Source organism: Streptomyces sp. NPDC047315 (assembly GCF_040643215.1).
GTDB lineage: Bacteria > Actinomycetota > Actinomycetes > Streptomycetales > Streptomycetaceae > Streptomyces.
Genome location: NZ_JBEYTZ010000001.1, coordinates 371,520 through 384,242, shown reverse-complemented (window position 1 = coordinate 384,242; position 12,723 = coordinate 371,520). Strand labels below are relative to the sequence as shown.

Genomic DNA, 12,723 nt, shown 5'->3' with positions numbered 1-12,723 from the left:
ATCCGGCGGTAAACGGACGTCCACCTGCCGCCGCCCCGAGGTCGGTCGAACCGCGCCGCGAGGGCAACCCTGAGCGGCCTCCATGAGTCGTCTCTCATGGAGCGCGTGGGGAACGCGCGGCGGGCGAGTGCTGATTCTCACGTCCGGAAAGAGTGGATCGGTCGGCCTTTGTCACAGGGAGCGGTGTTAGCTTTCTTAGCTGCTTCCGGTCGGGCTGCGACCAGGGACGAAGAGCTGAACGAGAGCGGAGCGGGACGGGTCATGGGCCGAGCCGAGGAGCGACGAGCCCGGCAGCGCGATGCGCGCCGGGCGAAGAAGGGGGCGAAGCCCACGGGCATACGCCGCTTCTTCACCTGGAAGAAGATGCTGGGCACCTTCCTCGGCGTGTGCCTGCTCGGCATCGGCGCGTTCTTCGTGCTGTACATGATGGTGCCGGTGCCGGCGGCCAATGCGCACGCCGAGATGGAGAGCAACGTCTACAAGTACAGCGACGGCACCATCCTGGCCCGCACCGGTGAGTACAACCGCGAGATCATCGGCCTGGAGAAGCTCAGCGAGGAGGTCAGGTTCACCTTCGTCGCCGCGGAGAACAAGAGCTTCTACAAGGACAACGGCATCGACTTCAAGGGCACCACCCGAGGTCTGCTGAACACCCTGTCGGGCAAGGGCAAGCAGGGCGGCTCGACGATCACGCAGCAATACGTCAAGAACTACTACCTGAACCAGGACCAGACGGCGACCCGCAAGCTCAAGGAGCTGGTGATCGCCCTCAAGGTGGACCGCGAGAAGAGCAAGGACGACATCCTCGCCGGGTACATCAACACCAGCTACTACGGCCGCGGCGCCTACGGCGTCCAGGCCGCGGCGCAGGCGTACTACGGCGTCGACGCCGAGAAGCTCTCGGTCCAGCAGGCGGCCTACCTCGCGGCCCTGCTCCAGGCGCCGAACCAGTACGACTGGGCCCTCGCGTCGGAGACCGGCAAGAAGCTGGTGACCGACCGCTGGAACTACGTCCTGGACAACATGGTCGAGATGGGCAAGCTCGACCAGTCCAAGCGCGCCGGCCTCACCTTCCCGCAGCCCAACCCGCCCAAGGCCGCCCCCGGCATGGGCGGCCAGGCCGGCTACCTCGTCGAGGCCGCCAACGCCGAACTCGCCCGCGCCGGCATCAGCGAGCAGGACATCAAGGCCGGCGGCTGGACCGTCACGCTGAACATCGACCCCAAGCGGCAGAAGGCGCTGGAGAAGGCGGTCGAGAAGGAGCTGGAGGCCAAGCTCGACCGCAAGAAGGACAAGAAGGACGCCACGGTCCAGGCCGGCGCGACCTCCGTCGAGGCGTCCACCGGGCGGATCGTCGCCATGTACGGCGGCGTCGGCGCCACCGAGCACTGGCTCTCCAACGCCACCCGCCGCGACTACCAGCCCGCCTCCACCTTCAAGCCGATCGTGCTCGCGTCCGCGCTGGAGAACGAGTCCCAGACGCAGGACGGCCAGCCGATCAACCTGAACACGGTCTACGACGGCACGAGCAAACGCCCGGTCGTCGGCAGCGACACCCCCTTCGCCCCGGAGAACGAGGACGACCGCGACTGGGGCAAGGAGATCACCGTCCAGAAGGCCACCAACAGCTCGGTGAACTCGGTGTACGCGCAGATGATCGTGGACGTCGGCGTCGGCGACACCAAGGACACCGCGCTCGACCTGGGCATGAAGGACGGCGAGGGCTGGCCGGAGCGCCCCGCGATGTCGCTGGGCACCATGGGCGCCTCCACCGTGGACATGGCCGGGGTGTACGCCACCTTGGACAACCACGGCAAGAAGGTCACCCCCACGATCGTGAAGTCCGCGGAGCACCGCGCCCGCAAGGCCGAGCAGAAGGACCCGATCGGCGATCAGGTCGTCTCCCGCGGCACCGCGGACACCGTCACCGCGGCGATGGAGGGCGTCGTGAAGGAGGGCTCCGGCCGGCAGGCCGGCGGCGACTACGACGCCGCGGGCAAGACCGGCACCTCCGAGAACAACCGTTCCGCCTGGTTCGTCGGCTACACGCCCAAGCTGGTCACCGCGGTCGCCCTGTTCGGCGAGGAGCCCGACGGTACGGGCCAGGTCACGCTGACCGACACGATCAACCCGGGTCGGGCCAACGGCGGTGGCGTTCCGGCGCGGATCTGGAAGGCGTACACCTCCGATGCGCTGAACTCCGCGGACGCGAAGGCCAAGTTCGACCTGGAGGTCAAGGAGCCGGCGCGGGCGCAGCCCGATCCGTCGCCCTCGCAGAGCGAGGCGGATCCGTCGCCGTCGGAGAGCGAGTCGCGTCGCGAGGAGGAGGAGCCGCCGACGACCCCGTCGTCGCCGTCGACCCGTCCCTCGACGAACGACCCGACCCCGACCCCGAGCGCGTCCCGCCCTTCCCCGTCCACCTCCACCTCACAACCCCCCACGTCCCCTTCGGGCGCACCGCGCTAACAAGTGCCTAGGGGCGCGGGCCCCGCGCCCCTAGGCACCAGGGGCGCGGGGCGCCCGGGAGGTCAGCCGCCGTTGACCTTGGTGGCGATGCGGTCGCCGAGCTTCTTGTCGACGTTGCGCCAGTACTGGAACGCCCGGTCGAGGATCGGCCGGGACACCCCTTGCAGCAGGTGCCCCGAGACGTTCGACACCAACCGGTCCCGCGCCTCGTCGTCCAGCACCTCCCGCACCTGCGTGCCCGCCTGGCCCCAGTCGTCGTCCTCGCGGTGCAGCTTGTACGCCTCCCGGACCATCTCACCCGCGCTCGCCCAGCCCGCGATCTCGCCGAAGCGCGCGGTGTCCGCCGCCGGCCCGCCGAAGGAGTTCGGCGCGTACGGCATCGCCGTGTTCGCCGGGACGTACCGCATCGGGCCGTCCTTGGCGTACGAGTTCACCTGCGACCGCGCACGGTTCGGCGGCAGCTGGGAGTAGTTGGGGCCGATCCGGTACCGATGGGTGTCGGGGTACGAGAACAGCCGCCCCAGCAGCATCTTGTCCGGCGACGGCCCGATGCCCGGCACCAGGTTCGACGGCTCGAACGCGGCCTGCTCGATGTGGACGAAGTAGTCCTCCGGGTTCTGGTTCAGCGTCATCCGGCCGACCTCGATCAGCGGGTAGTCGCCGTGCGGCCACACCTTGGTCAGGTCGAAGGGGTTGAAGCGGTAGTCGGGCGCGTCGTCGAACGGCATGACCTGCATGTACAGCGTCCAACTCGGGGCGTTCCCGGACTCGATCGCCTCGTGCAGGTCGCGCCGGTGCTTGTCCGCGTCGGAGCCGGCCAGCTCGTCGGCCTCCGCCTGGGTGAGGTACTCGATCCCCTGGTCCGTCTTGAAGTGGTACTTCACCCAGAAGCGCTCGCCGCCGCCGTTGACCCACATGTAGGTGTGCGAGCTGTAGCCGTTCATGTGGCGGTACGTCCTGGGGATGCCCCGGTCGCCCATCAGCCAGGTGACCATGTGCGCGGACTCGGGGGACAGGGTCCAGAAGTCCCACTGCATCTCGTTGTCCCGCAGCCCGGAGTCCGGCCGGCGCTTCTGCGAACGGATGAAGTCCTGGAACTTCTGCGGGTCGCGCACGAAGAAGATCGGCGTGTTGTTGCCGACCATGTCGTAGTTGCCGTGCTCGGTGTAGAACTTCAGCGCGAAGCCGCGCGGGTCGCGCCAGGTGTCGGGGGAGCCCTGCTCGCCGGCGACCGTCGAGAAGCGCGCCAGCATCTCGGTGCGCTTGCCCGGCTGGAAGAGGTCCGCCTTGGTGAACTGGCTGACGTCGTTCGTGACCTCGAAGACGCCGTACGCACCCGCGCCCTTGGCGTGCACCACCCGTTCGGGGACCCGTTCGCGGTTGAACTGGGCCATCTTCTCGATCAGGTAGTGGTCCTGGAGCAGGATCGGACCGTCGGGGCTCACGGTGAGCGAGTGCTCGTCGCTCTCCACCGGAATGCCGACGTTGTTCGTGGTGTAGGGGGTCTCGCTCACGAGCGCCTCCCGTCGTGGGGCATGGATGGGTCGCTACGGGCGCCGTGTACCCCAGTCAACTCCGCCGACACGTCGTCGGCAACATCTGGCGGGCCCGCTGCCGCCGCCCGGAGTACCCGGACGGCGACGGCAGCGGGCCGGCCGTTGCCTTATGCCCTGCTCCCCGCGACCTGCTCCCTACGCCTACGGGCGGGTCGGCAGCTCGAACCAGACGACCTTGCCGCTGGAGAGCCGGGTCGCTCCCCACCGCCTGGCCAGGCGGTTCACCAGGAACAGCCCGCGCCCGCCCTCGTCGGTGTCCCGCGCCTTGCGCTGGCGCGGCAGCTGCGGGGAGTCGTCGCCGACCTCGCAGCGCAGTACCTCCGTACGGAGCAACCGCAGCGTCACCGGGCGCTCCGCGTAGCGCACGGCATTGGTCACCACCTCGCTGACCAGCAGCTCCACCGCGTCGGACAGCTCCTCCAGGCCCCAGCGGGTGAGCGCCCGGCGCGCGAGGCGGCGGGCCCGGCCCGGAGCCGCGTCCTCCGGGTCCAGGAACCAGTACGCGACGTCACTGGGCGCGATCCCGTCGAAGCGGGCCGCGAGCAGTGCGATGTCGTCGTCCCGGTCGCCGGGGCCGAGCATGTCGAGGACGTCGTCGCAGAGCGCCTCCAGCGGCGGCGCGTGGTCCGGGCCGGTGAGCTGGGCGGTGGCGTGCAGCCGCTCCCGCAGCTGCTCGATCCCGGTCCACACGTCCCGCAGCCGGGACTCGACGAGCCCGTCCGTGTAGAGCAGCAGGGTGGCGCCGGCCGGGGCGTCGAGCTCGACGGCCTCGAAGTCCACGCCGCCGACGCCGATCGGTGCGCCGGGCGGTACGCGCAGGACCTCGGCCCGGCCGCCGAGGTGGAGCAGGATGGGCGGCGGGTGGCCGGCGTTGGCGATGGTGATCCGGTGCGAGACCGGGTCGTACACCGCGTACATGCAGGTCGCCATCCGGTCCGTGCCCAGGCGCTGGGCCTGCTCGTCCAGGTGGTGCAGGACCTCCTGCGGCGGCAGGTCCAGACCCGCCAGGGTCTGCGCCGTGGTGCGCAGCTGCCCCATGATCGCGGCGGAGGTCATGGAGTGGCCCATGACGTCGCCGACGACCAGGGCGACGCGGCTGCCGGGCAGCGGGATCGCGTCGTACCAGTCGCCGCCGACCCGCGCCGTCTCGGCCGCGGGCAGATAGCGCGAGGCCAGCTTGACGCCCGTCGGCTGCGGCAGGGAGTCCGGCAGCATCGTGCGCTGGAGCTCGTCCGCGATGTACGCCTCGCGCCCGTACAGCACCGCCTTGTCGATGCCCAGCGCCGTGTGCGTGGCGAGTTGGGCCGCCACGAGCAGGTCGTTCGGCTCGAACGCGGGCCGGTCGGGACGGCGCAGGAAGACGGCGGCACCGATCACCCGGCGCCGCTCGCGCAGCGGTGCCAGGATCGCGCGGTGTCCGTTCGGTACGGTCCGGCCGGCGCCGAGCAGCTCCGGCAGCGCGGCACGGGCCGCGGCCGAGTCGCCGAAGACGGGCCGCACCCCGCGCAGCACCTCCGAGAGCGCGCCGCCGGAGCGGACCTCGCACTGCTCGGCCGCGGGCGCCAGCTCGTTGTGCTGGTCGATGACGGGGAAGAGGCCCGTACCGCCGAAGTCGGACCCGTCCTCAGCTAAACGCAGCCGGTCCGTGCGGCGCAGGCGCAGCAGGAACGGCGAGACGGGGCGCTCGTCGCCCACCGGCAGGGGATCGCGCAGATAGACCAGGATCGCGTCGGAGAAGGTCGGCACCGTGGCCCGGCACAGCCCCAGCACGATCTCGTCGAGGTCTATCCCGCGGGCGATCCGACGGGTCGCGGCGCCCACGAAGCGCAGCCGGTCGCCCTCGCGCCGGGCCGCGCCGGCAGCATCGAGGGCGGTCCCGCCGGGTCCGCCGGTGCCACCGACGCCGCCGGGGGCCGTGGTGGGGTTCGTCGGCGGGGGACCGCCGGCGCCCGGGCCGCCGGGCGCCGGCACCGGGGAGACCGTGGCGGACATCGCCGTGGCGCCGGCCGACTCCGCCCGCGGCCGGGTGCGTTCCTGCGACCGGGCAGCCAAGGGCTGTCGGCCTTCATGGGAGGTGGGCTGCTCCGTCACGCGTGGGCTTCCGTCCATCTGGGCCGGGTGTGCGATGCGTACGCCTCAAGAAGCGGTATACCCGCTCCGCGGGCGACGTCGACAGGGTGGCGGAGGCCCCGCACGGCTCCACCCCCTCGTGGTGACTCTAGTGACTCGCGACGACTCTTCGGTGACTTACGGTCAGGTCCTGCGCTGCGCTCAATGATGACCGAACGGACGGCGAGCGAGTGCAGGACGGTGAGCCTTGCGGACGACGATCCTACGTTTGCCCCCCGGGGGCGCATCAAGAGTCTCACGACGTCGTTCACGCCGGAGTGCGTTCTTGGACCGGAGTCGGACAACTTGTGACGCCGAACACCCTCACATCTGGGCCGTCACCCGCACATCTGCGTTCCCGTCGGGGTGTTCGCCCCTCTTTCGGCCGGTCCCGGCCCCAGCGCGCCGGGTTGACCGAAGCGCGGCGCGGTGCTCGGGGTGCTCCGAGCTTTGCGGGTGGGAGGCGCGGCCGTTTGTCGGGGCAGCGCCCTCAGGGCGCAGCGGGCGCGGGCGTGCGCCCCCAGTCGCCGGGAAGCTCCGGCACGTGCCAGGACGGATCGGGTCGCCAGTGCTCCCAGCCGTCCGAGAACGGCGGCCCCCAGCCCTTGATGACCTCCACCGCGGCGGCACCCGCTCGACGGACCCGCGCGGCCTGCTCCGCGCCCATCAGGCCCGCGCGCTGCGCCTCGGCGAACTCGTCCTCGTCCCGCCACAGCCAACTGCGGTCGGGGAAGACTGAGATGTCTAGAAAGTGGTCTTCAGAGTCGATTCCTCCACACCATCGAGTACGAGGCTCTTCCAGGTTGACGTACCAACTACGGAAGGTCCAGTCCTCGTCCCAGAAGAGCCACACCGACCACGGCTCGCCCGGCCGCGCCAGCTTCAGCACGCCGGTGCCCCACCAGCGGTCGCGCACGACCGTGCGCGGGGCGGTGTAGCGGGTGGCGAGGGGCTGTTCGTGCAGCGGGGTGCCGTCCGCGATGACCGGCTTGATGCACTGAGTGCCGGGGGCGATCCACACCGCGAGCGTGTCCGCACTGTCCTCCACGACGGTCGCCGGACGGCAGATCAGAAAGCCGCCGTCCCCGTTCGGCCGCGCCACGGCGGCGCTGCCGTGGTCGCGGTAGCGCCACAGGATGTGCTCGCCGGGGCGCCAACGGCGTTCAACGCGTTCCGTGCCTGTCATGACCAGATCTTAGGAGAGGTCAGCAGCCGGTCGGAGGCGGGCGGAGACGGGCGGGCGATGCGCCGGGGGCCGGTCAGGCCGGGTCAGGACCGGGGCGGACAGAAGGTCAGGGCCGGGTCATCCGCAGTACGTCCAGGGCCTCGTCGAGCTGTTCCAGCGTCAGGTCGCCGCGCTCCACGTACCCCGACTCCAACACCACCTCGCGGATCGTCTTGCGCTCCGCGAGCGACCGCTTGGCGACCTTGGCCGCCTCCTCGTACCCGATGTAGCGGTTCAGCGGGGTGACGACCGACGGCGACGACTCGGCGTACTCCCGCGCGCGCTCGACGTTCGCGGTGATCCCGTCGACCGTGCGGTCCGCGAGCAGCCGGGCGGCGGACGCCAGCAGCCGCACCGACTCCAGCAGGTTCTTCGCCATCACCGGCAGCATCACGTTCAGCTCGAAGTTGCCGGCGGCGCCGGCCACGGCGACCGTGGTGTCGTTCCCCGTCACCTGGGCCGCGACCATCAGGACGGCCTCCGGGATGACCGGGTTGACCTTGCCCGGCATGATCGACGAGCCGGGCTGGAGGTCCGGGAGGACGATCTCGGCGAGCCCGGTGCGCGGGCCGCTCGCCATCCACCGCAGGTCGTTCGCGACCTTCGTCAGCGAGACGGCGATCGTGCGCAGCTGCCCGGAGGTCTCCACCAGGCCGTCGCGCGCGCCCTGCGCCTCGAAGTGGTCGCGCGCCTCCGTCAGCGGCAGGCCGGTGGCGGAGGCCACCTCGGCGATCACGTCGGCGGAGAAGCCGGGCGGGGTGTTGATGCCGGTGCCGACCGCGGTGCCGCCGAGGGGGAGTTCGGCCAGCCGCGGCAGCGCGGCGCGCAGCCGCTCCACCCCGTACCGCACCTGGGCCGCGTACCCGCCGAACTCCTGGCCGAGCGTGACGGGCGTGGCGTCCATCAGATGCGTGCGCCCCGACTTCACGACGTCGGCGAACGCGGTCGCCTTGCGCTCCAGGGCCTCCGCCAGGTGCTCCAGGGCCGGGACCAGGTCGCCGGTGACGGCGGCGGTGGCCGCGATGTGGATGGAGGAGGGGAAGACGTCGTTCGACGACTGGGAGGCGTTCACCTGGTCGTTGGGGTGGACCGGGCGGCCCAGCCGCTCCGTGGCGAGCGTGGCCAGCACCTCGTTCATGTTCATGTTCGACGACGTGCCGGAGCCGGTCTGGAAGACGTCGACGGGGAACTGGTCGTCCCAGCGCCCCTCGGCGACCTCGGCCGCGGCGCCCGCGATCGCCTCTGCCACGTCCTCGTCCAGCACCCCCAGCCGGGCGTTCACCCGGGCGGCGGCGCCCTTGATCCGGGCCAGCGCCGCGATGTGGGAGCGCTCCAGGCGCTGTCCCGACACCGGGAAGTTCTCGATCGCCCGCTGCGTCTGGGCCCGCCACTTCGCCTCGACCGGGACGCGGACCTCGCCCATGGAGTCGTGCTCGATGCGGTACGCGCCGTGGTCGCGCGCCTGGTCGCCGGTGGTGGACATGGGCTGTGTACCTCCTGAAGGACTCCTGCAAGGCTCCTGAAAAGGTGAGCACTTGTCTTGTTCTGCCTATTCCCCTGTGCGCTACCTGCCAGTAGAACCCGGGGTAACCCAAGAGCAGGGGAGGCGCACATGACGCACGTGAAACACCCGCCGAGGCGGACCGCCGGGCTCGGACTCCGTCGTACGGTCGCGGCCGTGGCCGCGCTGGCGGCCGGCGCCGTCGGCCTGGTCGCCCCAGCGGCGACCGCGGACCCCGGCACGGCCCCCGGCGCACCCGCCGCCGCACCGACGCGCGCCGTCGCGCCGCTGTCACCGGAGCTGGAGGCGATCCGCGCCGCCGAGGCCGTGAAGCTGTACGGCAGCCCCGAGGTGCGGCCGGCCGCCCAGCGCAAGACCGGGCTGATCTCGCTCGGCGACAGCGAGATCTCGGGCGAGGGCGTCGGCACGTACGAGCCCGGCACCGACGGGCCCACCAACTGGTGCCACCGCTCGCCCGACGCGGCCATCCACCGCACCGGCATCGCCGCGGACGTGACGTACAACGTCTCCTGCTCCGGCGCCTACACCGGCAACATCCGCATCGGCGGGTCGAAGCAGTACGCCGACGAACTCGTCCAGAGCGACAACCTCGCCGTCAAGGCGCGCAACACCCGGATCAAGATGGTGCTGCTGGTCGCCGGGGCCAACGACGACCTCCAGTTCGGCCCGGTCATGACCGACTGCGTCGTGCGCTACGTGACCCTCCAGGGCCCCTGCGAGCCCAAGTACGCCGCCGGCTGGCAGGCCCGCGTCGACGCCCTCGTCCCCAAGGTCGAGTCCACCGTGCGCGACCTGCGCACCGTGATGCGCGACGCCGGTTACGCCGACGGCGACTACAAACTCGTCGTCATGGGCTACCCCAGCCCCATCGGCCCCGACTTCCGCGACAACCCGAACTTCCCGGGCAAGCTGATCTGCGGCGGCATGGGCTACGACTCCGACACCGTCTGGGGCCGCAACACCGCCGTGCCCGCCTTCCAGCGCGGCATGCGCCAGGCCGCCGCGTCCACCGGCGCGACCTACCTCGACAACTCAAGGCTCTTCCACGGCCACGAGGTCTGCACCCAGAACACCTGGGTCCGCGGCCTCTACCTGGACCTGTCCAACCCGGTCCCGCCGAGCGAGCACACCGCGCGCCAGTCCTTCCACCCCAACGCCCGGGGCCACCAGGCGTTCGCCTCCTGCCTGACCCAGCTGTACGGCTCCTCCCTGCGGGAGGCGAGCTGCGCCGAGACCAGCTCCGACGCCAAGCCCGTACTGCGCCCCTTCGCCTGGGACGACGCGTACGCACCGCTGCGCAACGAATCGACCGGCGGCTGTCTCGACGTCTCCGGCTCCGTCACGCGCAACGGCACCGCCGTCGTCGGCTGGGACTGCCACGACGGCCGCAACCAGGGCTGGTGGTACGACGCGAAGGCCGCCACCCTGCACACCGAACTGTCCCAGGACCGCTGCCTCGACGTCCCCGGCGCGCAGTACCGCGCGGGCGCCGAGCTGATCGTCTGGGACTGCTCGGGCGCACCGAACCAACGCTTCGTCCAGCAGGACGGCACCCTGCGCCCGAGCGCCGCGCAGAACTTGTGCGCGACGCATGATGCGGCGAATTCCCCGATCCGCCTGCGCGCGTGCACGGGCGCGCCGAACCAGCGGTTCGCGTAGGGGAAACCCGCCTCGCCGGCGGGGTAAAGCCAGCCCCCGCCGGCGGAGGCAAAACCAGCCTCGCCGGCGGGGGCTGCCGCGGTCGACGTCTCGATTCGGGGCGTCTTACCGTGCCAGCGGCGGAGGGAAAACCAGCCTCGCCGGCGTTTGAGGCGCGGGGGTTCGGGGGCTGGCCCCCGACCGGTACCCGCGCTTGTCGAGGCGCGGGTCGCACCGCCGGGGCTCTGCCCCGGACCCCGCGCCTCAAACGCCGGCGAGGCTGAATTTGCGCTGCCTGTCGCCAGTCAGAGCGCGAGCCTCTTCGGGGCAAGGAAGACCGCGGCGCCGGCGAGGCTGATTGTGCGCTGTCCGCGGCCGGTTAGAGCGGGAGCCCCTTCGGCTCCAAGGAGAGCGCGAGCCCCTTGGGCTCAAGGAAGACCGCGCTGCCGGCGCAGCCGGATCCGCTCAGCCCAGGCCGGGGCCGCGGACCGGGATGGAGGTGAAGGTGGGCGCGGGCGCAGGCTCGGTGAAGAAGTCGTGGCCCTTGTCGTCCACGACGACGAACGCCGGGAAGTCCTCCACCTCGATCCGCCACACCGCCTCCATCCCCAGCTCCTCGTACTCCACGACCTCCACCTTCTTGATGCAGTCCTGCGCCAGCCGCGCCGCCGGGCCGCCGATCGAGCCCAGGTAGAAGCCGCCGTGCGCGGCGCACGCGTCCGTGACCTGCTGGCTGCGGTTGCCCTTCGCGAGCATCACCTTGGAGCCGCCGGCCGCCTGGAACTGCTCGACGTAGGAGTCCATGCGCCCGGCCGTGGTGGGCCCGAAGGACCCGGAGGCGTACCCCTCGGGCGTCTTCGCGGGGCCCGCGTAGTACACGGGGTGGTTCTTCAAGTACTCCGGCAACTCCTCGCCCGCGTCCAACCGCTCCTTGATCTTCGCGTGGGCGATGTCGCGCGCCACCACGAGCGGTCCGGTCAGCGAGAGCCGGGTCTTCACCGGGTACTTGGTCAGCTCGGCCAGCACCTCGTCCATGGGGCGGTTGAGGTCGATGCGGACCACGTCGCCCTCGTCGAGGTGCTCGTCCGTGGTGTCCGGCAGGAAGCGCGCCGGGTCCTTCTCCAACTGCTCCAGGAAGACGCCCTCGGCGGTGATCTTCGCGACGGCCTGACGGTCGGCGGAGCAGGAGACCGCGATCGCCACCGGCAGGGAGGCGCCGTGCCGCGGCAGCCGCACCACGCGCACGTCGTGGCAGAAGTACTTGCCGCCGAACTGCGCGCCGATGCCGATGCGCTGGGTGAGCTCGAAGACCTTCTGCTCCAGCTCCTTGTCGCGGAAGCCGTGCCCGGTGGCCGAGCCCTCGGCGGGCAGCTCGTCGAGGTAGTGCGCCGACGCGTACTTCGCGGTCTTCAGGGCGTACTCGGCGGACGTGCCGCCGACCACGATCGCGAGGTGGTACGGCGGACAGGCCGCCGTGCCCAGCGAACGGATCTTCGCCTCCAGGAACTTCATCATCGCGGCCTCGTTGAGGACCGCCTTCGTCTCCTGGTAGAGGAAGGACTTGTTCGCCGAGCCGCCGCCCTTGGCCATGAAGAGGAACTTGTACGCGCCGCCGTCGGTCGCGTATAGCTCGATCTGCGCCGGCAGGTTGGAGCCGGTGTTCTTCTCCTCCCACATGGTCAGCGGCGCCATCTGGGAGTAGCGGAGGTTCAGCTTCGTGTACGCGTCGTAGATGCCGCGCGACAGGGCCTCCTCGTCGCCGCCCGAGGTCAGCACGTTCTGCCCGCGCTTGCCCATCACGATCGCGGTGCCGGTGTCCTGGCACATGGGCAGGACGCCCGCGGCGGCGATGTTCGCGTTCTTCAGCAGGTCGAGGGCGACGAACTTGTCGTTCGACGACGCCTCGGGGTCGTCCACGATGCGGCGCAGCTGCGCGAGGTGCGCGGGGCGCAGGTAGTGCGAGATGTCGTGCATCGCCTCGGCGGCGAGCTTGCGCAGCGCCTCCGGCTCGACCTTGAGGAAGGTGCGCCCGTCGGCCTCGAAGGTGGAGACGCCCTCGGAGGTCACCAGACGGTAGGGGGTGGTGTCCTCTCCCAGGGGGAGCAGGTCGGAGTACTGGAATTCCGGCATGACGGCCATTCCTCACACGGCGGGCATTGGCATACGACACCGACGGGCGGCGGCGCGCCCCCCAGCGTAGAACGCGT

The 12,723-nt window shown here is 71.0% G+C and carries 7 protein-coding genes; 2 read left to right on the top strand and 5 right to left on the bottom strand.

Going from position 1 to position 12,723, the window contains the following annotated elements; genetic code table 11:
- Positions 1-261: 261 nt before the first annotated feature.
- Positions 262-2,466 carry a transglycosylase domain-containing protein gene (locus ABZ842_RS01660; protein ID WP_361529805.1) on the top strand — a complete coding sequence of 735 codons (2,205 nt, stop codon included), beginning with the start codon at positions 262-264 and terminating at the stop codon, positions 2,464-2,466.
- A 62-nt stretch (positions 2,467-2,528) separates the two neighbouring features.
- On the opposite strand, the gene ABZ842_RS01655 is transcribed toward ABZ842_RS01660, so the two are convergent.
- The 4 genes from ABZ842_RS01655 to ABZ842_RS01640 all read right to left on the bottom strand — a co-directional run bounded on the left by ABZ842_RS01655 (position 2,529) and on the right by ABZ842_RS01640 (position 8,839).
- Positions 2,529-3,980 carry a catalase gene (locus ABZ842_RS01655; RefSeq protein ID WP_361529802.1) on the bottom strand — a complete coding sequence of 484 codons (1,452 nt, stop codon included), beginning with the start codon at positions 3,978-3,980 and terminating at the stop codon, positions 2,529-2,531.
- Between the two features lie 183 nt (positions 3,981-4,163).
- Complete coding sequence (locus ABZ842_RS01650) at positions 4,164-6,113, bottom strand: ATP-binding SpoIIE family protein phosphatase (protein WP_361529799.1); 1,950 nt, start codon at positions 6,111-6,113, stop codon at positions 4,164-4,166.
- Positions 6,114-6,621: 508 nt separating this feature from the next.
- The gene (locus ABZ842_RS01645) at positions 6,622-7,317 is read right to left on the bottom strand and encodes a DUF402 domain-containing protein (RefSeq protein ID WP_361529796.1); all 696 of its coding nucleotides are present in this window, start codon (positions 7,315-7,317) and stop codon (positions 6,622-6,624) included.
- Between the two features lie 106 nt (positions 7,318-7,423).
- A complete protein-coding gene (locus ABZ842_RS01640) occupies positions 7,424-8,839 on the bottom strand; it encodes a class II fumarate hydratase (protein ID WP_361529793.1) in 1,416 nt (471 codons plus the stop codon).
- A 129-nt stretch (positions 8,840-8,968) separates the two neighbouring features.
- Here ABZ842_RS01640 and ABZ842_RS01635 point away from each other — a divergent pair, with 129 nt between their 5' ends.
- Complete coding sequence (locus tag ABZ842_RS01635; RefSeq protein ID WP_361529790.1) at positions 8,969-10,537, top strand: ricin-type beta-trefoil lectin domain protein; 1,569 nt, start codon at positions 8,969-8,971, stop codon at positions 10,535-10,537.
- Between the two features lie 444 nt (positions 10,538-10,981).
- On the opposite strand, the gene ABZ842_RS01630 is transcribed toward ABZ842_RS01635, so the two are convergent.
- A complete protein-coding gene (locus tag ABZ842_RS01630; protein WP_361529787.1) occupies positions 10,982-12,646 on the bottom strand; it encodes a fumarate hydratase in 1,665 nt (554 codons plus the stop codon).
- Positions 12,647-12,723: the final 77 nt, after the last annotated feature.